Origin of the sequence: Cupriavidus metallidurans CH34, from assembly GCF_000196015.1 — a bacterium.
Lineage (GTDB): Bacteria > Pseudomonadota > Gammaproteobacteria > Burkholderiales > Burkholderiaceae > Cupriavidus > Cupriavidus metallidurans.
The window spans coordinates 2,076,944-2,097,924 of the sequence record NC_007974.2 but is presented as its reverse complement, the minus strand read 5'-3'; the positions used below and the strand labels follow the sequence as shown (position 1 = coordinate 2,097,924).

Annotated in this window: 18 protein-coding genes; 7 read left to right on the top strand and 11 right to left on the bottom strand. The window is 65.4% G+C overall.

Annotated features, from left to right (window positions below; all coding sequences use genetic code 11):
- Window positions 1-97: 97 nt before the first annotated feature.
- Window positions 98-535: an aminoacyl-tRNA deacylase gene (locus RMET_RS27475; protein ID WP_029307015.1), complete on the bottom strand. Its 438-nt coding sequence runs from the start codon at window positions 533-535 to the stop codon at window positions 98-100.
- A gap of 273 nt (window positions 536-808) precedes the next feature.
- Between RMET_RS27475 and katG the strand changes: the two genes are divergently transcribed.
- Entirely contained in the window at window positions 809-2,989 is a 2,181-nt protein-coding gene (gene katG, locus RMET_RS27470) for a catalase/peroxidase HPI (protein WP_011519777.1), read from the top strand.
- A gap of 115 nt (window positions 2,990-3,104) precedes the next feature.
- On the opposite strand, the gene RMET_RS27465 is transcribed toward katG, so the two are convergent.
- Together RMET_RS27465 and RMET_RS27460 are read right to left on the bottom strand one after the other, a co-directional pair.
- Window positions 3,105-4,073 (bottom strand): Bug family tripartite tricarboxylate transporter substrate binding protein, encoded by a 969-nt coding sequence (locus RMET_RS27465; RefSeq protein WP_011519776.1) that lies wholly within the window; start codon window positions 4,071-4,073, stop codon window positions 3,105-3,107.
- Window positions 4,074-4,184: 111 nt separating this feature from the next.
- Entirely contained in the window at window positions 4,185-5,096 is a 912-nt protein-coding gene (locus tag RMET_RS27460) for a LysR family transcriptional regulator (RefSeq protein ID WP_008652125.1), read from the bottom strand.
- 174 nt (window positions 5,097-5,270) lie between these two features.
- On the opposite strand from RMET_RS27460, the gene RMET_RS27455 reads away from it, so the two are divergent.
- Both RMET_RS27455 and RMET_RS27450 read left to right on the top strand, forming a co-directional pair.
- Window positions 5,271-6,626 carry an MmgE/PrpD family protein gene (locus RMET_RS27455; protein WP_011519774.1) on the top strand — a complete coding sequence of 452 codons (1,356 nt, stop codon included), beginning with the start codon at window positions 5,271-5,273 and terminating at the stop codon, window positions 6,624-6,626.
- A gap of 36 nt (window positions 6,627-6,662) precedes the next feature.
- Window positions 6,663-8,810 carry an acetate--CoA ligase family protein gene (locus tag RMET_RS27450; protein WP_011519773.1) on the top strand — a complete coding sequence of 716 codons (2,148 nt, stop codon included), beginning with the start codon at window positions 6,663-6,665 and terminating at the stop codon, window positions 8,808-8,810.
- 50 nt (window positions 8,811-8,860) lie between these two features.
- Here the strand turns inward: RMET_RS27450 and RMET_RS27445 are convergent, their stop codons facing one another.
- The 3 genes from RMET_RS27445 to RMET_RS27435 form a co-directional block, all read right to left on the bottom strand.
- Window positions 8,861-10,027, bottom strand: a complete 1,167-nt coding sequence (locus RMET_RS27445) for an MFS transporter (RefSeq protein ID WP_011519772.1) — start codon at window positions 10,025-10,027, stop codon at window positions 8,861-8,863.
- Window positions 10,024-10,218 carry a hypothetical protein gene (locus tag RMET_RS27440; RefSeq protein ID WP_011519771.1) on the bottom strand — a complete coding sequence of 65 codons (195 nt, stop codon included), beginning with the start codon at window positions 10,216-10,218 and terminating at the stop codon, window positions 10,024-10,026. Before RMET_RS27440 ends, RMET_RS27445 begins: the two co-directional genes overlap by 4 nt.
- A gap of 133 nt (window positions 10,219-10,351) precedes the next feature.
- Complete coding sequence (locus RMET_RS27435; RefSeq protein ID WP_011519770.1) at window positions 10,352-11,254, bottom strand: LysR family transcriptional regulator; 903 nt, start codon at window positions 11,252-11,254, stop codon at window positions 10,352-10,354.
- A gap of 109 nt (window positions 11,255-11,363) precedes the next feature.
- Between RMET_RS27435 and dkgB the strand changes: the two genes are divergently transcribed.
- A complete protein-coding gene (gene dkgB / locus RMET_RS27430; RefSeq protein WP_011519769.1) occupies window positions 11,364-12,167 on the top strand; it encodes a 2,5-didehydrogluconate reductase DkgB in 804 nt (267 codons plus the stop codon).
- 7 nt (window positions 12,168-12,174) lie between these two features.
- The gene (locus tag RMET_RS27425) at window positions 12,175-13,296 is read left to right on the top strand and encodes an alkene reductase (RefSeq protein WP_011519768.1); all 1,122 of its coding nucleotides are present in this window, start codon (window positions 12,175-12,177) and stop codon (window positions 13,294-13,296) included.
- Window positions 13,297-13,402: 106 nt separating this feature from the next.
- Here the strand turns inward: RMET_RS27425 and RMET_RS27420 are convergent, their stop codons facing one another.
- Entirely contained in the window at window positions 13,403-14,614 is a 1,212-nt protein-coding gene (locus RMET_RS27420; RefSeq protein WP_011519767.1) for a CaiB/BaiF CoA transferase family protein, read from the bottom strand.
- 6 nt (window positions 14,615-14,620) lie between these two features.
- Window positions 14,621-15,442 (bottom strand): enoyl-CoA hydratase/isomerase family protein, encoded by an 822-nt coding sequence (locus RMET_RS27415; RefSeq protein ID WP_011519766.1) that lies wholly within the window; start codon window positions 15,440-15,442, stop codon window positions 14,621-14,623.
- Window positions 15,443-15,545: 103 nt separating this feature from the next.
- Between RMET_RS27415 and RMET_RS27410 the strand changes: the two genes are divergently transcribed.
- Window positions 15,546-16,541, top strand: a complete 996-nt coding sequence (locus RMET_RS27410; RefSeq protein ID WP_011519765.1) for a LysR family transcriptional regulator — start codon at window positions 15,546-15,548, stop codon at window positions 16,539-16,541.
- Window positions 16,542-16,595: 54 nt separating this feature from the next.
- Here RMET_RS27410 and RMET_RS27405 read toward each other — a convergent pair whose 3' ends face one another.
- Genes RMET_RS27405 through RMET_RS27395 form a run of 3 tightly spaced genes read right to left on the bottom strand, consistent with a single transcriptional unit; the run spans window position 16,596 to window position 19,752 of the window.
- Window positions 16,596-17,567 (bottom strand): Bug family tripartite tricarboxylate transporter substrate binding protein, encoded by a 972-nt coding sequence (locus tag RMET_RS27405; RefSeq protein ID WP_011519764.1) that lies wholly within the window; start codon window positions 17,565-17,567, stop codon window positions 16,596-16,598.
- The gene (locus RMET_RS27400) at window positions 17,564-18,604 is read right to left on the bottom strand and encodes an acyl-CoA dehydrogenase family protein (RefSeq protein ID WP_011519763.1); all 1,041 of its coding nucleotides are present in this window, start codon (window positions 18,602-18,604) and stop codon (window positions 17,564-17,566) included. Before RMET_RS27400 ends, RMET_RS27405 begins: the two co-directional genes overlap by 4 nt.
- Entirely contained in the window at window positions 18,601-19,752 is a 1,152-nt protein-coding gene (locus RMET_RS27395) for an acyl-CoA dehydrogenase family protein (RefSeq protein WP_011519762.1), read from the bottom strand. Before RMET_RS27395 ends, RMET_RS27400 begins: the two co-directional genes overlap by 4 nt.
- 250 nt (window positions 19,753-20,002) lie before the next feature.
- Here RMET_RS27395 and RMET_RS27390 point away from each other — a divergent pair, with 250 nt between their 5' ends.
- A complete protein-coding gene (locus tag RMET_RS27390) occupies window positions 20,003-20,968 on the top strand; it encodes a Bug family tripartite tricarboxylate transporter substrate binding protein (RefSeq protein ID WP_011519761.1) in 966 nt (321 codons plus the stop codon).
- The last annotated feature ends 13 nt before the right edge of the window (window positions 20,969-20,981 follow it).

Sequence of the window (20,981 nt, the reverse complement as noted above, 5' to 3'; positions counted from 1 at the left end):
CGGGCAGGCACGACAATGGGTTTCCACCCCGTGGCACCGGCAATGCATGCCAATGCCACGGGGACTGCAGGCAGTTCGCCCCTGCTTCGGGCCTGCCTTACATATCCCGGTGCGAGAAGTGCCCGCGTTGCGCGTCAGCCATGAGATCGACGAACTGATCGGTACTCATGTGCACCAATGCCCGGTGGTCGCCCGCTTCGAAGTAGACATCCGGATGCGAGAGCAGGCTGTCGTCCAGCCAGGTCTGCGTGCCATAGGCCATGGCGACAGGCGGAATCGCGCCACGGCTGCAGTCCCTGAACACCTCGCGCACGCCGCAATCGCGGGCAAGCGACAGCTTGCGGCCGGTCTGCGCACGGATCTCCGACAGCTTCAGGTGGTGCGTCGAGGGAATCACTGCCGCGACGTAGCCGCGCTGATCTTCCAGCAGGACCGTCTTGGCCAACCGATCCCCGGCGCTACAGGGGCGATCCACGGTGTCGAACCGGCTCTGCCGGTTGTGAAGGCACCTAGCCAGCGTGCTAGCCATGGCCATGATTGCATCCTCCGACGCGCCTATCGCGACTGTTGTTCTGGTACCCCTCACTATAGAAGTCCCACCGCCAGGCAGGGACATCCGCACGCCGCCGGCACGCCCGGATTGCTTTAATTCCTTCGGTAGGCTGGCATCGCGTTCTAGGATGGTAGGGCAGCTGTGATGTCCGATACAGCCCGGTATCCGAGGGCGGTCCTTCTGGGGCTCCGGATGCGGGCGAGTGGCTGAGGCATGGTGTTACGTTGAGTACGGTCGAGATCAAAGGAGACTCGCATGACAACTGAAGCAAAGTGCCCTTTTCTACATCCCGCCGGCGCTGGCCGGGCGCTCCAGGAATGGTGGCCCGAGCGCCTGAATCTGCATATCCTGCGCCAGAACGCTCCGTTGTCCGATCCGATGGGAGAGGCTTTCGATTATGCGAAGGCGTTTAACAGTCTCGACCTCGCGGCGGTCAAGAAGGATCTGGAAGCGCTGATGACCGATTCGCAGTCCTGGTGGCCGGCGGATTTCGGGCACTACGGCCCGTTGTTCGTCCGGATGGCCTGGCACGCGGCAGGTACCTACCGCATCGGCGATGGGCGTGGCGGTGCCGGCGCTGGCCAGCAGCGTTTCGCGCCCACCAACAGCTGGCCGGACAACGTCAGTCTGGACAAGGCACGCAGGCTCATCTGGCCGATCAAGCAGAAATACGGCCGCAAGATCTCGTGGGCCGACCTGATCGTTCTGACGGGCAATGTTGCCCTGGAGTCGATGGGGTTCAAGACCTTCGGATTCGGCGGCGGACGCGAGGATGTCTATGAGCCGGACGAGTCCGTCTACTGGGGCAATGAAGCCGAGTGGCTGGCGGACAAGCGTTACAGCGGTAACCGGAACCTCGAGAATCCGCTGGCTGCGGTGCAGATGGGCCTGATCTATGTAAATCCGGAAGGCCCCAATGGCAACCCGGACCCGGTTGCCGCCGCCATCGACATCCGCGAGACGTTCCGCCGCATGGCCATGAACGACGAAGAAACCGTCGCGCTGATCGCGGGCGGTCATGCCTTCGGCAAGACGCATGGCGCCGGCCCCGCATCGCACGTGGGGCCCGAGCCTGAAGCCGCGGGCCTCGAGGAGCAGGGCCTTGGCTGGCGCAGCAGCTTTGGCACCGGCAAGGGCGGTGATGCCATCGGCAGTGGCCTGGAGGTCATCTGGACCACCACGCCGACGAAGTGGAGCAACGACTTCTTCAAGCACCTGTTCGAGTACGAATGGGAATTGACGAAGAGCCCCGCGGGCGCACATCAATGGAAGCCAAAGGGCAATGCCGGCGCCGGCACCGTGCCCGACCCTGCCGACCCGTCGAAGCGCCGTTCGCCCTCGATGCTGACGACCGATCTGTCGCTGCGCTTCGATTCGATCTACGGCAAGATTTCGCGCCGGTACTACGATCATCCCGATGAGCTGGCCGACGCATTCGCACGGGCGTGGTTCAAGCTGACCCATCGCGACATGGGGCCGCGCGCGCGCTACCTTGGCCCGGAAGTCCCGAAGGAGGAACTCCTGTGGCAAGACCCCATCCCGCCGGTTGATCATCCGCTGATCGACGCGAAGGATGTCGCCGCGCTCAAGGCCAAGGTGCAGGCTTCGGGGCTGACCGTGCCGCAACTGGTTTCGACGGCGTGGGCGTCGGCTTCGACGTTCCGTGGCTCGGACAAGCGCGGTGGCGCCAACGGCGCGCGCATCCGCCTGGCCCCGCAGAAGGACTGGGACGTCAATCAGCCTGCCGAACTGGCGAAGGTGCTGGTCAAGCTGGAGAGCATCCAGAGCGAGTTCAACAAGGCGCAGAGCGGTGGCAAGAAGGTCTCGATGGCTGACCTGATCGTGCTGGCCGGATGCGCGGGCGTCGAGCAGGCGGCAAAGAGCGCCGGGCAGGATGTGACGGTGCCGTTCTCGCCGGGACGCATGGACACTACGCAGGAGAAAACGGACCTGGATGCGATGGTGGTGCTGGAACCCATCGCAGATGGTTTCCGCAACTACCTGCAGGGCAAGTTCTCGGTCCGGGCCGAGGCCTTGCTGGTGGACAAGGCGCAACTGCTGAAGCTGACCGTGCCGGAGATGACGGCGCTTGTCGGTGGACTGCGGGTGCTGGGCGCCAACTTCGGCAACTCGCAGCACGGCGTCTTCACGAAACGCCCTGGCACGCTGACCAACGACTTCTTCGTGAACCTGCTCGACATGGGCACGGAGTGGAAGCCAGTGTCGGAGGAAAGAGAGGTGTTCGAGGGCAGCGACCGGGCGACGGGCACGCCAAGATGGACCGGCACGCGCGTCGATCTGGTCTTCGGCTCGAACTCCGAGCTGCGGGCGGTTGCCGAGGTCTATGGTGCGGCGGACGCGCAGGAGAAGTTCGTGCAGGACTTCGTGGCGGCGTGGAGCAAGGTGATGAACCTGGACCGCTTCGATCTCAAGTGACAGTCGCCGTGGGGTAGGCGCACCAGGTTAGCCGCAAGGTTGCGGAAACAGCAGGGCCGGTCGATGAGACCGGCCCTTTTTCTTGCGGGAAGGGTTCCGCGCCCGGATGGTCGACTCAGTCGATGCGGGCGCCAGAACTGATTACCACCGGCTTCCACGTCAGGTACTCGGCCGCCACGAACTTGCCGAACGCATCGGCCGTCATGTTCATCGATTCCGCGCCCTGTTGCGCGAACCTGCCACGCATCTCGGGTTGGCTCAGCGCATCGGTCACGATCTTGTTCAACCTGACGACGATCTCCGGCGGCGTGCCCTTGGGCGCGAACAGCCCGAACCATGCGCCTGTGACAAGGTTCGGCACGCCGGCTTCCGCCATTGTGGGCACATCGGGCAGTGCCGACGAACGCTTGCGTGACGTGACGGCGATGGCGCGAAGCTGACCGCCGCGGATATGGGAAATCACCGACGGAATCGTCGCGAACATGAACTGCACACGTCCGGCCAATAGGTCGTTCAGTGCATCGGCGCCCTTGTATGGCACGTGTGTGGTCTTCGCGCCGGTACGCTCGTTGAACAGTACGCCCGACAGATGCGCTGCGGTGCCCACGCCGGTGGAGCCGAAATTGAGGCCATTCGGATGCGTCTTCGCATAGGCGACGAGATCCTGCACGGACTTCACCGGCAGGCCGGGGTACACCACCAGTACGTTCGGCACATCGGCGATCGGAGCCACCGCTTGCAGGTCGGTTTGCGGATTGACCTTGAGCTTGCGATACAGCGTCGGGTTGATGGCCACAGGGCCCACCGACGTGGCCAGCAGCGTGTAGCCGTCCGCGTCGCTGCGGCCGACGAAGTCCGTGCCGATGTTGCCGCCCGCGCCGGGACGGTTCTCCACCACCACGCTCTGTCCAAGCGCCTTGCTCATCTGCTGCGCGACTTCACGCGCGAGGATGTCTGTGGTGCCGCCGGCGGTGAACGCCACGACGACGCGGATCGGCTTGGAGGGATACGGCTGCTGGGCGTGGCCGGTCGCGGCGCAGGCGAGCATCAGCCCGACGGCGGCGTGCCGCAGGAAATTCTTCATTGCTGTCTCCGATGAATCTTGTAATCAGCGCCCCCCTTTCAAGGCAGGGTGGCTGTTTTTCATCTTAGAGAGCTGACGTACCCGAGCTTTGACGATATGGAAACGCAGACTTCATCGCGGCTTCAGGAAATGCTGCTCCATCGCCTCGCAGCGGCTCAGGTATTCGAGCAGCCGGGCCACGCCGGACGGCAGGCTTTCCTTGTCGCGCACGCAGACGTAGAACTCGCGCTCGGCCCAAGCATCGCGCAGTGTCAGCAGCGACAGCCCCATCATCTGCAGGTAGTTCCTGGCGATGCCCTCCGGCACCACGGCAAGGCCCAGGCCTTCACGCACCATGCGGCAGCGGGCCTCGAAGTTCGAGACCTGTGTCTTCACGGTCAGCGGGCGAGAGATCGTGCCCGACACCAGGGTGAGGAAGGCGTCGAACGTATGGCGTGGGAAGTAGCCAAGGAAGTCGTAGTCCAGTGCTTCCTCGAGCCGTAGCGACCCTTTCGCCTCCAGCGGGTGGCCGCGCGGCACGACCAGTCCGACTCGGTCCTTGCGGTAGGGCAGGGAGTACACGCCCGGGCTCGGGCTGCGCGCGTGATAGATGCCGATGTCGGCGTCGCCGTTGGCCACCATGCGCGGAATGTCGAAGCTGAACGCCTCGATCAGGTCGATGCGGGCGTCGGGGTCGTGCTTGAGAAAGCCGCTGATATCGGTCGGCAGGAACTGCAGGATCGTCGACCGGTTCGATGCCAGGCGAATTTTGGCGATGCCGTCCATCGAGTAGGACGCCAGCGCGTCCTGCGCCAGTTGCACGCTGCGCACGATGGCCTTGGCACGCTGATACAGCATGGCGCCTGCCGGTGTCGGCTCCACGCCGCGTCCATGGCGGCGCAGCAGCGCCGTGCCCGCGCGACGTTCCAGTTCGGCAATCCGCTTGCTGGCCGCGGAGGTGACCAGATTCTCGCGCTCGGCCGCGCGTGAAAGACTCTTCTCCTCGATAGCGGCGATCAGGATGGCAAGCGAGGCGATGTCCATGGGTGTGCGTGCTCGATTTGGAAAAGCTGGCGCGATGGCTGTGCCAGCCGGAGTATGCACCAGCCGCTTGCGCGTCGCATACACGTTCTGGCGCGGGAGCTTTCTCGATTCGTCAAAGCTGGGGCGGCTGCCGTTCGTACCATGGGAGGCATTCCTGCTCAGGAGACACATGGAATGCTGATCGACGATTTTGCCGAGTACGTCGGCGACCAGGCCCGCGCGACGTTGGCGGACGACGTCATGCACCACGCGCGACGCGCTGTAATCGACTGGTTTGCCGCCCTGATGGCCGGCGTGCCGATGGCACCCGGCCGCCAGCTTGTTGCGGCGCACCAGACCGAGACCGGTGTCGGGCGCAGCACGCTGGTCGGGCACGCCACCACGGCGTTTCCGGGGTTGGCGGCGTGGATCAACGGCAGCGCCTCGCATGCGGCAGAGTTCGACGACATCTTCCGCGATGCCATCTACCACCCGGGGTGTCCGACGATTGCCGCCGCGCTTGCGCTGGCGGAGCATCGGGACGCGAGCGGCACCGACTTCCTGCGTGCCGTGATTGCCGGCTACGAGGTCAGCACCCGCATCGGGGCGGCCATCCAGCCGGCGCACTATCGCTACTTCCACACGACCGGCACCGTGGGCTGCATCGGCGCCGCGGCCGCTGGCAGCGTCCTGACGGCGCCCGGCAATGCACGTGCCGCCGCCGATGCCATGGCGACGGCCACGACATTCGCCTCTGGCCTGCAGCAGGCATTCCGATCCGACGCGATGACCAAGGCGTTGCATGCCGGACACGCGGCGCAGGTTGGCGTTCAGGCAGCGCAGGGCGCCGCGCATGGCGTGACGGGCGTGCACGACATTCTCGAAGGCGATGCAGGCTTCGGGGCGGCGATGTGCGGTAGCCCGGACTGGCACGGTGTCACCAACGGCCTGGGCACTGACTTCAACATCACACGCATCACGCAGAAGAACCATGGCTGTTGCGGCCATACGTTCGCATCCATTGATGCCGCCATGCGCATCATGCGTGACAACGCGCTGGCGCCAGCGCGTATCGCCGCGGTCAACGTGCGCACCTATCAGGTGGCACTGGATGTGACGGGTAACTTCGACCCGAAGACGCCGTTCGAAGCCCGCTTCAGCCTGCCCTATGTGGTGGCGCACGGCATTCTGCATGGCGCGGTTCGGCTCGATGCATTTGAACCGGCCAGATTGGCCGACGCATCCATCCGCACGTTGATGAGCAAGATCCGGCTGACGGCCGATCCCGAACTGACTGCCGCCTTCCCGAAGCAGCGTGCGGCGCGGGTGGAAATCGAGGTGACCGATGGCAGCCGTCACGCGCACTTCGCGCCATATCGCCTTGGTGACCCGGAGGCCCCGCTCGACGACGCGACGCTTGGCGACAAGTTCATGGAACTGAGCGCCCCCGCGCTCGGCTCCGTGCACGCCGCCCGTTTGCTCGACGCGCTCTGGCGCCTGGACGACCGGCCCTTGCGCTCGCTGGCCCTGGACAAGCTCCAGATGGGCTGACCTTTTCCCGACATCCAATCTTCTTCACAAAACACCATGACTAGCGTCGATCACGACACGAAGCGATCCACCGAACGAATCGCGCGCGAACAACTGGCCCGGGCACTGTTCACCCCCGATGCCGTCGCGCTCGTAGGCGCTTCGGCCGACGAAAAGAAGAATACGGCCCGACCGCTGCGTTTCATGCGCAAGCATGGTTTCCAGGGGCGCGTGTTCCCGGTCAATGCCGGGCGTAGCGAGGTGATGGGCCTTCAGGCGTATCCCAGCGTCGCGGCACTGCCAGCGGCGATCGACCACGCGTTTGTGATGGTGCCGGGCGCGCAGGTGGCCGAGGCACTTGAACAATCCGCCGCGCGTGGCGCGCGCGTGGTGACGGTCTTCTCCGACGGCTTCGCCGAGGTGGGCGAGGCTGGCATGGCCGCCCAGCAGGCGCTGGCGGCGCGGGCACGTGAACTGGGCGTGCGGCTGCTGGGACCGAACAGTATCGGCGTGGTCGACGTGCACAGCGGCGCCGTGCTTTCCGTCAACGCCGTGCTGGAGATGGATACGCTCCATCGAGGTCCTGTCAGCGTGATCTCCCAAAGCGGCTCCATGCTGGGCGCGCTGTTGTCGCGCGGCGCGGCGCGTGGCCTCGGGTTTGCCAAGCTGGTTTCGGTCGGCAACGAAAGCGACATCGGCGTGGGTGAACTGGTGGACCTGCTCGTTGACGATGCCGCTACCGAAGTCATCCTGCTGTTCCTCGAAACGATTCGCGACGCGGCGGTGCTGGGCCCCGCGCTCCGCCGCGCGCGCGCTGCCGGCAAGCCGGTGCTGGTCTACAAGCTAGGTCGCTCCGAGCAGGGCGAGGCGCTTGCGCAATCGCATACGGGGGCACTGGCCGGCAACGATGCGGCGGTCGATGCCTTCCTGCGCAAGCATGGCGCGATGCGCGTGGAATTGCTTGAAACACTGTTCGAAGCCGCACCGCTGGCGTTGCGCTACGCAAGCCATGTGCCGGCGCTGACCCGTGCGCCGCGCGTGGCCGTGGTGACCACCACGGGCGGTGGCGCAGCGACCGTGGTGGACCGGCTGGGCCTGGCGGACGTGGAAGCGGTGCCGCCACCCGCATCGTTCGTCGCGCATATGGCTGAGCGCGGCGTGAAGATTCGCCAGACACCGATCATCGACCTGACGCTGGCGGCTACAAGTGCCCAGTACCGGGATCTGGTCGAGCAGATGCGGCTGGGTGACTGGTGTGACGCCGTGCTGTGCGTGGTGGGCTCGTCAGCGCAGTTTCATCCACAGCTTGCCGTCAAGCCGATCGTCGAGGCTGCAGGCGTCGGCAGCAAACCGCTGCTGTCGTTCCTGGCTCCGGAAGCACCGGAGTCCCTGCAATTGCTGCAGGCGGCGGGTGTGCCGGCATTCCGCACGCCGGAGAGCTGTGCCGATGCGCTGGCGTGCCTGTTCCGAGGCGCGCATGTTGGCGAAGACGCGTCCGAATCCTGTCAGCCCATGCAGTGGCCGGCCGGCTTGCCGACGCTGGGCGATCTCTCGGAGCTTGAGGCAGCGACGGTGTTCGGTGCGCTGGGGGTGCCGATCGCGACGGCAGAACTGGTGACAGAAGGGGCGCTGCAGCACGCCGTGCCGTACCCGGTAGTGGCCAAGATCTGCTCGCGCGACATCTTGCACAAGACCGAGATCGGTGGTGTGCAAGTTGGCGTGCGCGATAACGCGGAACTGGCTGCCGCCGCGGAACGCCTGATGGACAATGCGCGCCGTGGCGCGCCCGCCGCGCGCATCGACGGCATTCTGGTCCAGCGCATGGAAGATCGCCTGCTGGAGTTGATGCTGGGCTTCCGCGACGACCCGCTGGTGGGGCCGATGGTCATGCTCAGCGCCGGCGGTATCACCGCCGAACTTCACCGGGATGTCAGTCTGCGCCCAGCGCCGGTGACGCCGGCAGAGGCCATGCAGATGATCGAGGAGGTCCGCACGACGCGCCTGATTCGTGGCTTCCGTGGGCTGCCCCGGGGCGACGTCGATGCGCTGGCTGACGCGATCGTCCGATTCTCGCGTCTGGCCGCTGTCCAGGGCGTCACAGTTGCCGAGGCTGAAATCAACCCATTGTTCGTGCGCGCCAATGGCGTGGTCGGCGTCGACTGCGTGCTGCGGCTCGCGCCTGCCACGGACACGGCAGGCGCATAGCCCGGACAACTGTAGCCTGTAACGCTGTCCATGCTGATGCCAGCGGCGCGTTATGCCTTCACAGGCTGCCCGGCGCGCTTGCTGGCACGGCCGAGCCACACAAGTAGCACGCCCGATGCCGCCAGCAGGCCACCTGCTACCGGCACGACGGCGTAGCCGAGTCCGAGGCTGATGACACCGCCGCCGAGCGCGGCGCCCACCGCGTTGCCGAGATTGAAGGCGCCGACGTTGATCGACGACGCGAGTCCGGGCGCTTCCGCAGCGGCTTCCATCACGCGCATCTGCAGCGGCGGCACCACGGCGAAGGCTGCCGCGCCCCAGACCAGCAGACCAACTGCCGCGCCGACATGGCTTTGCAGCGCGAACGGCAGCACCAGCATGATGACGGCGAGTGCGGTCAGGAAGGTCGTCGTCGCGCCGTCCAGCGAGCGGTCGGCAAGCTTGCCGCCAAGGTGATTGCCGATCGTGAAGCCCACCCCGATCAGTACCAGACCCAATGCAACGAAGTTGTCGGATGCGCCAGTCAGCTTGGCGAGCATCGGCGCCACATAGGTGTAGAGCGTGAACATCGCGCCCGCGCCGAGCACTGTCGTCGCCATGGCCAGCAGCACGGTCGGGTGGGTGAGCACGGTCAGTTCGCGTCGCACGTTCGGCCGCGTACCGCGCTCGCCCTTGGGTAGCGCGAGCCAGAGCGCGGCGATCGCAACCAGTCCGAGCGCGGCCGTGCCCGCGAACGCCAGGCGCCAGCCAACCTGCTGACCGATCCACGTGGCGGCCGGCACACCGCCGATATTGGCGATGGTCAGGCCCATGAACATCGTTGCCACGGCGCTGGCCTGCTTCTCCTTCGGCACCACGCTTGCGGCCACGACCGAGCCCAGGCCGAAGAATGCGCCGTGGTTGAGGCTGGTCACCAGGCGGGACGCGAGCAGCGTGCCGTATCCCGGTGCCAATGCCGACAGCAGGTTGCCGATGGTGAAGATCGCCATCAGCGCCATCAGCGCGGTGCGCTTGCCGAATCGGCTGAACAGCAGCGTCATCACGGGCGCGCCGACCATCACGCCAATGGCGTAGGCGGTGATCAGCATCCCCGCGGTGGGAATGCTGACGTTGACGCCCTCGGCAATGACCGGGAGCAAGCCCATCGGCGTGAACTCGGTGGTGCCGATGCCGAATGCGCCGATGGCGAGGGCGAGCAGTGCGGTGTTCGATTTCATCGCGGCAGGCCCCTCAGAACGTCGTGGAAGGCGTGCGGTGCAACGCTGCGCGGCCAGTTGTGCTCCAGGTGGGCTACCAGATCTTGGTTGGCGACAAACGGCTCTGCGCGGGCGGGTGTCAGCGGCGCCACGGCGATGCGGCTGGAGAGCGCGCGCTCGCCCATGGCGAAGGACTTGAACAGTTGGGGCATTTGGCTGCGATCCACGATGGTTTTTCGATGGATCGCAGTCTGCCCGGTTTATCTTTGCAGATTAAGACCGGTATTGGTCAAATACTCTTGATTTTGCGTCAAGTATGGGGATGTCCGCACGGGACGGATACTCCTACCGTTCGAACGGATGCTTGCCCAGTGTTCTGACCACGTGGTCGAGAAAGCAGGTGATCCGTGACGCCAGCGCGGTGTTGCGGTAGTAGACCGCGTTGATCGGTTGGCGCACGTCCAGGGTTTGCTTCGCAAACAGTTGCACCAGTCGCCCGCTCTGCCGGTCCTCGAGCGTCATGAAGTCCGACAGGCAGACGATTCCCTGGCCCGCCAGCGCCAGGCTCCTGAGCGTTTCGCCGCTCGACGATGCAATCGTCGGCTTGATGTGCACGACGCCACCGGCGTCGTCGCGCAGCGGCCAGTCGTTCAGTGATTCAGGCTGGGTAAAGCCCAGCAGCGCATGTTGCGCGAGTTGCGCCGGCTTGGTGGGCGTGCCGTGGCGTTTCAGATACTCCGGGCTGGCCAGCACGCGGATCTGGCTGATACCGATCGGTCGTGCATGCAGCGTCGAGTCCTTCAACTGGCCGATGCGGAACGCCACGTCGGTTCGTTTCTCGATCAGGTCGATGAAGCCTTCGTTCGAGTTCAGTTCCAGTTCCACCTCGGGGTAGCTGGCGCGGAATCCCGCCACCAGCGGCACGATCACGTGCAGCATGAACGGCGTGGCCGCGTCCACCCGCAAGCGCCCGACGGGTCGCATCTGCCGTGCAGCCATCTGCTCTTCCGCTTCGTCGACCATCGCCAGGATCGCGCGCGCGTGCTCCAGGAAGGCGGCGCCTTCCTCGGTCAGCTCCAGCCGCCGCGTGGTTCGTCGCAGCAGCGTGGTCTTCAGCTTCTCCTCCAGACGGCTCAAGGTCCGGCTGGTGGCCGAGATCGTCAGCCCCAGTTGTTCGGCCGCCGCCGTGATCGAGCCGGAGTCCACTACTGCGGCAAAGGCCAGCAGTTCGTCGATGGTGGTTTTCATTGTTGATCAAAAATCAAATGAATTTCGTTTATACACGGCTTTATCAGCAAAGGTAAGGACGGCAAACTTTGTCCATCGAGATTGCATGAACCTTCACAGGAGTTACACCATGAGCATTCCTTCGTTTGGCGTTGGCACCTTCCGCCTGACTGGCCAGGTCGTTGTGGACTCGGTGCGCAATGCGCTGGACGTTGGCTACCGCGCCATCGACACCGCGCAGATCTATGGCAACGAGGCCGATGTGGGCCAGGCCATCGCGGAAAGCGGTGTGGAGCGCGGCGAACTGTTCGTGACCACCAAGATCTGGACGGCGAACTACGCCGCCGACAAGCTGGTGCCGAGCCTGCGTGAAAGCCTGGACAAGCTGCGCACCGACTACGTCGACCTGACGCTGATTCACTGGCCGGCGCCGGGCAACGGCGTGGCGCTGTCCGAGTACATGGCCGCGCTTGCCGAAGCCAAGGCGCTCGGGCTGACGCGCCAGATCGGCGTGTCCAACTTCAATATCGAACTGACCCGCCAGGCGATCGAGGCCGTTGGCAAGGGCGAGATCGCCACCAACCAGATTGAACTGAGCCCCTATCTGCAGAGCCGCAAGCTCACCGCGTTCCTGAAAGAACAGGGCATCGCCGTCACGTCGTACATGACGCTGGCCTACGGCAAGGTGCTGAAGGACCCGGTGCTGGGGCAGATTGCCGCGAAGCACCACGCCACCGTGGCGCAGGTGGCGCTGGCATGGGCGCTGCAACTCGGCTACGCGGTGATTCCGTCGTCGACCAAGCGCGAGAACCTGGCCAGCAACCTGCTGGCGCGCGACCTGAAGCTCGACGCCGACGACATGGCGCTGATCGCCTCGCTGGAACGCAACGGCCGTGAAGTCAGCCCTGAGGGCCTGGCTCCGGTTTGGGACTAAGGAGATCATGATGACCAGCACCAGCAATCCGCTGTTCCAGCCGTATTCGCTCGGCCCCCTCTCGCTGCCCAACCGCATCGTGATGCCACCGATGACGCGCTCGCGCGCCAGCCAGCCCGGTGACGTGCCCAATGCGCTGATGGCCGAGTACTACGCGCAACGCGCCAGCGCCGGCCTGATCGTCAGCGAAGGCACGTGGATCTCGCCGCTCGGCAGGGGGTATGCGTGGACCCCCGGCATTCACACGCCGGAGCAGGTCGCCGGCTGGCGCAAAGTCACCACTGCCGTCCATCAGGCCGGCGGGCGCATCTTCGCGCAGCTCTGGCACGTTGGCCGCCTGAGCCATATCAGCCTGCTGGATGGCCATGCGCCGGTATCGTCGTCAGCCATCCAGGCGCAGGGCGTGAACGTGTTCGTCGCGCAAAGCGATGGCAAGCCCGGCTTCGCCCAGGCGTCGCAGCCACGCGCGCTGTCGGTGGAGGAAATCCACGCCATCGTCGACGACTTTCGCCAGGCCGCGCGCAATGCCATGGCGGCGGGCTTCGACGGTGTGGAACTGCACGCGGCCAATGGCTATCTGGTCAACCAGTTCATCGACTCGGGCGCCAACGATCGCACCGACGAATACGGCGGTTCGCTGGAAAACCGGCTGCGCTTTCTGGGCGAGGTGGCACAGGCGCTGATCGAAGGCACGGGTGGCAAAGACCGCGTCGGCATCCGTCTGGCGCCGCTGACCACGCTGAATGGTTGCGTCGATGCCGATCCCGAGACTACCTATACCGCTGCGGCCAGGTTGCTCGGCGAGATCGGCGTGGGCTACATCCATATCGCGGAAGCAGACTGGGAAGATGCCCCGCATATGCCGACGGCCTTCAAGCAGCAACTGCGCAAGGTCTATCCGGGCACGCTGATCTACGCCGGCAAGTACACGGCGGCGCGCGCCCAGGCTGCATTGCACGAAGGATGGGCCGACCTGATCGCGTTTGGCCGCCCGTTCGTGGCCAACCCCGATCTGCCGGAGCGCCTGCGCACCGGCGCCACCCTCAACGCCCACGATCGCGACACGCTGTTCGGCGGCGACGCGCGTGGCCTGACCGACTATCCGCCACTTGTTGCCAAGGCGGCCTGAGCGTCGGTCAGGAGACGGAAGATGAAGGCGCTGGCAAGGATCGCGCTGGCCGCGACGCCGCCGGCGTCGACCTGACGGGAAATCGCCGACGCGCGGCATCCACCGCTTAGCTTCCGCCAAGCGCCTTGATTTCGCTTTCCTCGAACCCGGCTTCACGCAGTACCTCGGCCGTGTCACGCCCCAGCGTCGGGGCGGGACGGCGGATCGAGGTCGGCGTGCCTGCGAAGCGCGCTGTCGGCCGGATTTCCCGGATGGTGCCGACGACGGGATGCTTCGATTCCTGGAACAGACCGACGGCCTTCAGGTGCGGATGCTCGGGCAGCGCTTCGAGCGAGTAGATCGGTGTGGCGGGGATGTCGAGTTGCTCGCAGAGCTTCATCCACTGTGCCGTTGTGCGAAGCGGCGCCAGCTCCCGCAGGTGGCTGTACAACGCCTTGATGTGCGCATTGCGGTCGGCGCGGCTGGCGATGTTGTAGCGTTCGCCCAGATCGTCGCGGTCCACCTCGTGGAAGAAGGCCTTCCAGTGCTTGTCCGTGTATGGCAGCAGGCTCATCCACCCATCCTTGGTGCGCACGGGCTTGCGGCCGCCTTCGAGCAGGCGTGCGTAGCCAGCCTTGGCCTTGGAGCCCGGATAGGTCAGGCCACCCATATGCTCGGTGAGCACGAACGCGGCCATCGTTTCCAGCATCGGCACCTCGACGTACTGGCCGCGGCCATGCCGCTCGCGATGGAACAGCGCGCCCAGCACCGCGTTGGCCACAGCCAGACCTGTGGTCTTGTCGGCGATCAGGCTCGGCAGATAGTCGGGCTCGTCGGCGTTGATCGACGCGGCGCCGACGAATCCGCAGGCGGCCTGGATGATGTCGTCGAACGCGGGCTTCTCGCGATCCGGGCCATCCTGGCCGAAGCCGGTGGCGGCGCAGTAGACGATCTCGGGATTCAGCGCACGCACGGCGTCATAGCCGAAACCCAGCCGCTCGATCGCCGAGACGCGCATGTTATGCACCAACACGTCGACGGTTGGAATCAGGCGGCGCAATGCGGCGCGGCCGGCCTCGGTCTTCAGGTCCAGCACGACCGAACGCTTGTTGCGGTTCAGCGCCAGGAAGATCGAGCTCATGCCCGGCACCTCGACCACGCCGTTGGCGCGCATCAGGTCGCCTTCGGGCGATTCGATCTTGATGACGTCCGCACCCATGTCGGCCAGCACCTGGGTGCCCATCGGGCCCAGCACCACGGCGGACAGATCGAGCACGCGCACGCCGGACAGTGGTCCGACATCTGCTTTGGTTGAAACGGTCACGTAGATTCGCTCCATTGAGTATCAGCGACGACGGAAGTTCGGCGGACGGCGTTCGGCCATGGCTGCCACGCCTTCGCGAAAATCCTCGGTCGGGAATTGCGTGAGCTGGATAGCCAGCTCCTTCTGGTTGGCGGCGTAGATCGCATCCGCCAGCCCCTCGCGCAGCGCGGCGCGCGTGCTTTCCACGGCGAGCGGGGCCGAGATTGCGATCTCGGTGGCCAGCGCATGGGCGCGGGCCAGAACCTGGTCGGCCGGTACGAGTTCGTCAGCCAGTCCGATGCGCACGGCGGTCTCGCCGTCAATGCGACGCCCCGTGTATAGCAGCAGCGATGCCTGCTGGACCCCGATCAGGCGGGGCAGGGTCAGGCTCAGGCCGAAGCCGGCATGAAAACCCAGCCGGTTGAAGTTGACGCTGAACCGCGCCTCGGGGCAGGTGACGCGGAAGTCCGCCACGAGCGACAACCCTACGCCGGCGCCCACGGCCGCGCCGTGTACTGCGGCGACGATCGGCTTGCGCGTGCGGAAGAGCCGCATGGCCTGCTTGTAGAACGGGCTCGGGTCGCGGCTGACCGATGACGATGCTTGCTGGCCGGAGAAGTCCGCGCCGGCGCAGAAGGACTTGCCTTCGGCCGCCAGCACGATGGCGCGGCATTCGTCGTCGCCATCGAGTTGTTCGAGCGTGTCCGCCAGCAGGCCGACGAATGCCGGGTCGAGGTGGTTATGGGGCGGCCTGCGAATCAGGACCTGGACGACATGTCCGTCGCGCGTGACCTGAAGGGAATCCTGGCCGTTGGTAGAGGAGACGGTAGAGGAAGCGGTAGACGAAGCGTTAGGGGGCGTCATGTCGATGGGCTCGGTTCTGTGGATAGGTTTCCCCGCCGGGCGGGGTTGAAATGCTGCATACTGCGTTATGCCTTATTCAATATGAATTTGAAGCGCAATAGCGATGAACGAATCTCGTTTCAGCGACACCCCAGGCTCGGACGGCACGGAGACGCCGGAAGGCCGCGACAGCAGACGACCGGCGCTTGCCGAACTGCGCAAGAAGGATCTGAACCTGCTGGTGGTGCTGGCCGCCATGCTCGAGAGCAACAGCGTCAGCGAGGCCGCCAGGCGGCTGGACAGCACCCAGCCCTCGATGAGCCGGATGCTCGACCGGCTGCGCGACGATCTCGGCGATCCACTGCTGATCAAGAGCGCCCACAAGATGCTGCCGACGCGCCGCGCCCAGGACATCCGCCGCGTGCTCGATGACGTGTTGCGTGCCATCGAAGGCGTCTACCAGCAGGGCAGCGACTACAACCCGGCGATGGAGACCGGCACGTACGTGATCGGTATCAACGATTCCCTGCAGGCGTTGATTGCCCCGGCGTTCCTGGCCAGCCTGCGCCAGGTGGCGCCGCGCGCGCGGGTCCGGATGCAGCCCGTGCCACAGCAGGGCGGCATTTCCGCGATGACCAGCGGGGCGATCGACCTGATGGTGGCGTTCTATCCCGTGGATATGGAATCGCTGCGCTCCGAGCTGCTGCTGACGACGCGTTTCGGCTGCCTGTCGGCCAGATCCAACCCGCATATCGGCGCGATCACCTCGGCGCGCGAACTGGCATCGCTCGACTGTCTCGACATCTCGCAGTTCGGCCTGATCACGCGGCTGCTCGACCGCTACTTCCAATCGCATGGCCTGCATCGGCGGATCGTCGGCACACTGACCAGCTACCTGGCCGTAGCCGACGCGATTCACGACACCGAGATCTACGCGATGATTCCGGACTACCTCGCCAGGCCGCTGTGCCGGCATCCCGGCATGCGCTTCTCGCCGATGGAGGACGAAGGCATGGCCGTGCCGATTCATCTGTGCTGGCACAACAACGTCCACTCGCACCCGTTCGTCACGGTGCTGCGGTCGCTGCTGGCATCCGCCGCGCGTCACGTGGCCACCTAGGCAGTCGTCAGGTTCACGCATCGCTCACGCATCATTTACGCATCCGCTCGCCAATCACTCGGGCTTGATGCCGGCTGCCGCGGCAACCTTGCGGAACCGGGCCATCTCGCGTTCCTGGAACTGGCGCATTTCCTTCGGCGGGTAAGGCATGGGATCGCCGCCCTTGGTGGCCAGGAATGCGTCGGACTCCGGTGACTTGAGGGCCGTTTGCACGGCGGTGGCCAGCTTGTCAGTGATGTCGTCGGGCGTTCCCGCGCGGACGTAGAACGACACCCAGCTGTACTGGGCGTAGTCCGGGTAGCCGCTTTCCTTGATCGTCGGCACGTTCGGGAAGTCGCGATGCCGTGTCTCGCCGGTGACGGCCACCGCGCGGATCTTGCCTTCCTTGAGTAGCGTGATGGCGCCACCCAGATCGACCACGGCCATGTCGAGCTGCCCGCCGATGACATCGGTCATGATCTGGGCCTGCCCCTTGTACGGCACGTTGACGAACTGGAGGCCGGCGAGGTTGGCGAACCATGCCGCCGCCAACTGGTAACCCGCCGAATACGTGCCGACTGCCAGCGGCTTGCCACGGTCTTTCGCGTGGGCAACCAGGTCGGCCACGGTCTTGATCGGCGACTTCTCCGGCACCAGGAACACGTTCATGTTCCGGCTCAGTCCTGACACCGGCTTGAGATCCTTCAGCGGGTCATAGGGCAGGTTCTTCATCACGATCGGATTGACCGACATCGGCGAGTTGCTGGCCAGCAGCACCGTGTAGCCATCCGCCGGCGCGTTCTTGAGCGCCTGGATGCCGATCAGGCCGTTAGCGCCGGGCCGGTTCTCGACGACCACGGGCTGCCCCAGCGCGCGACCCATCTGTTCGCCGTAGTAGCGTGCCGACGTATCGGAGCCACTGCCAGACGTGAATGGCACGATCACGCGAATCGGCCGCGATGGGAATTCCTTGGCCGTTTCCGCATGGACTGACGCCGACAGCGTCAGCAGGCCAATCATCGCGAGAAGGGCTCGACGTGTATTCATGCGGCCTCCGTCAGTCTTTCCCACAGCGTGTCGCCGCCGTGTTCGATTGCCATCTTGCCGAGCTTCGCGGCCCATTGCGCCTCGCTGCCGTACTCGGCGCGCCAGGACCACAGGCGCCGCGTGGCGTAGTGCAGCGAGTGCTCGCGCGTGAAGCCGATGGCGCCATGCACCTGGTGCGCGATCGCGGGTGCGCGGCCGGCGGCCAGACCACAGATGATCTTGGCGATCATGGCCTGCTGTGCCCAGTCCTTGCCCGACAACGCCGCGCAGGCGCTGGCCACGGCCATGCGCGAGGCGACCACTTCGTTGGCGAGCACTGCAAGCTGTTGCTGGATCGCCTGGAACTTGCCGATGGGCCGGCCAAACTGGATGCGTTCGGTGGCGTATTGCACGGTCTGATTCAGCACGCGTTCGAGCACGCCGGTGATCTGGATGGCGCGCATCAATGCGCCGAGCGCGGCCGGATCGTCGCATCCCTCCAGCGGCTGCCGCGTCGACGCGGCTGTTGCCACGGCGTCGACGAACGTGAGCCTGTCACGCGGTTCGCCAGCGATGTTGGCATCCTCGCGTACCGAAGCGTGCTCGGTCGGCAGCAACAGCCAGGCGTTGGCGGCGCGCACCAGCACGTGTTGCGCGTGTCGGCCCCAGGGGACTTCCACTTCCGCGCTCAGCCGCCAGGTGTCGCCATCCTGGCTCGCGGTCGGGGCCGCTGACAGATCGGCAAGGGCCAGCAGGCCCTGCGGCGCTTCGATGCCAAGACGGCTCAGCAGCCACGTGGCGGTGGCGGCATCGACGAACGGCAGCGGGGTGACCGTGCGGCCAGCGGCCAGCATCACCGGCAGGGCTTCCGTCCAGCTCGCGTTGGCGCCACCGGCTTCCTCGCTGGCAAGCACGTGCACCAGACCGCTCTTGTCCACCGCATTCCAGAGTGATTGCGGAAACTCGCCGCGCTCCATCGCTTCGGACTGTTCGAGCGTGACCTCGTTGCCGAACAGGCGCTCCGCGCTGTCGGTCAGCATTTGTTCGAGTTCGTTCATCGGATTCCCAGTCCTCGCGCAATGATTCCCCGCAGAATTTCACGCGTGCCGCCCCGCAGGGAGAACGAGGGCACACTCTGGGTCAGGTAGGCTTGCGTCGCGACGAACGGGGAGCCGGTGCGGCGCAGTTCATTGCCGAACAGCGCGTGGGCCACCTCAGGGATGCGCTGTTCGAACAGCGCGCCCATGTCCTTGACGTTGGCAGCGGCCAGTTGCGGATTCTCGCCACGATTGAGCATGGCCGCGATACCGCGAGACATCTGGCGCAGATTGCTCAGCTCCGCGACGAGGTAGCCGATTTCCACCGCCTGGCGCGAGTCGGTCGCGTCTGCCGCATCCACCATCTCGGCCAGCAGCGCGTAGCTGCTCAGATAGCGTTCGGGGCCGCTGCGCTCGAACGTGAGTTCCGCGGTGACCTGGGCCCAGCCATCGCCCTCGGTGCCGATCAGCATCCGGTCCGGCACGAAGACGTTGTCGAACACGACCTCGTTGAAGCCCTCGTGACCCGCCAGGTTCTTGATCGGGCGCACCTGCAGGCCGCTCGACGTCATGTCGACCAGGAACTGCGACAGACCCTTGTGCTTGTCGTCCGCGCCACGGTCGGTGCGCACCAGCGCGATCATGTATTGCGAATGATGCGCGTTGGAGGTCCAGAGCTTGGTGCCGTTGATGACCCATCCGCCATCCACGCGATCGCCACGTGTGCGGATCGACGCCAGGTCGGAACCGGAGTCCGGCTCGCTCATGCCAATGCAGAAGCGCACTTCTCCGCGCGTGATGCGCGGCACGATGTCCGCCGCCACGCTCTTGTCCGCGTAACGCATCAGCAGCGGGCCGCTCTGGCGCTCGGCAACCCAGTGGCCGCCAACTGGCGCGCCCGCCGCGAGCAGTTCCTCGAGCACCACGTAGCGCTCGAGCATCGAGCGTTCACTGCCGCCGTAAGCCTTGGGCCAGGTCATGCCGATCCAGCCACGCGCACCCAGCGCGCGGCTGAATTCGGGATCGTAGCCAGACCAGCTCTTGGCGCGCAGTTGGGGTGGCCGGTTGCCGAGGGTCTCCGCCAGGAATGCGCGGACTTCCTGACGCAGCGGCGTCAGGGCGTCGTCGGGATCGGCTGGCCGTATCACGACCTTGCTGGCTATCTCCAACTCTGTCTCCTTGCGATTTTTGAGAGTGAGCCGAGGTTAGCAGTGGCCTTCCAGACGCGCCTATCGCAGCCGTGAGATAACGGAAATTCACCGCGCATGCGGCAGTGCAGCGTGACGGTGTGCCATGCCGACGTGCGCATAACGAATATGCCTCCATGTGCATTGCGACATGCAGCACGCTTCCCTTACGCTTCTTCTTTCATGATGAAAGCGGGTGGCACGTATCACCCCGAAGAAGGAGACTGTAGATATGCGGCGTTTGCTTCTCGCCTGTCTGATTGCCACGCTCGGGGTCTCCGGGCTGGCGCACGCCAACGCGAACAATTACCCCAGAAAGCCCGTCAAGATCGTGGTGTCGTTCCCGCCTGGCACGGGCTCGGACAGCAGCGCGCGGTTCCTGGCCCAGAAACTCGAGGCGCGCTTTGGCCAGCCTTTCGTGGTGGAAAATCGTCCGGGTGCCAACAGCTTCATCGCCGCGCAGACGGTGGCGAAGGCGGACCCGGATGGCTACACGTTGTTCGTGGCGAGCAATTCGCCGATGGCGACCAACGTGGTCCAGTTCAAGACGCTGCCCTATGACCCGGTACGCGATTTCGCGCCCGTGGCGCGGCTTTACTACGGGGCGATGATCCTGTCGGTGCGCGCCGATTCGCCCTACAAGACCGTTGCCGATCTGGTGGCCGCTGCCAAGGTGAAGCCCGGCAAGCTCAGCTACGGCTCGGGTTCCGCGTCGTACCAGATTGCCACCGAGCTGTTCATGAAGCAGGCCGGTATCACTGCCGTGGCCATCCCGTACAAGGGCGCTGCCCCGGCTGTCGCAGATCTCGCCGGTGGCCAGGTGGACTTCGCGATGTCGGATTACCTTGCCGCTTCCGCGCTGTCGCAGGCCGGCAAGACACGCATCATCGCCGTGGGCGGCGACAAGCGACTGCCGTTGGAGCCCAATGTGCCGACGCTGCAGGAACTCGGCTACAAGGACTACTACATGGTGAACTGGGTGGCGCTGTTCGCGCCGGCGAAGACGCCGCCCGCGATCGTCAAGAAACTCAGCGACGCCACGGTCGAGATCATTAGCAGCAAGGAAGCGGCGGAGTTCGTGGGCCGCACCAGCGGCCAGATCTTCGCGGGTGGGTCGGAGGTGCTGCGGAAATACCAACTCGACGAAATCCAGCGCTGGACGAAGGCCGCGGAAATCGCGGGTATTCCGAAGGAGTGATTCGGAGAAGCGG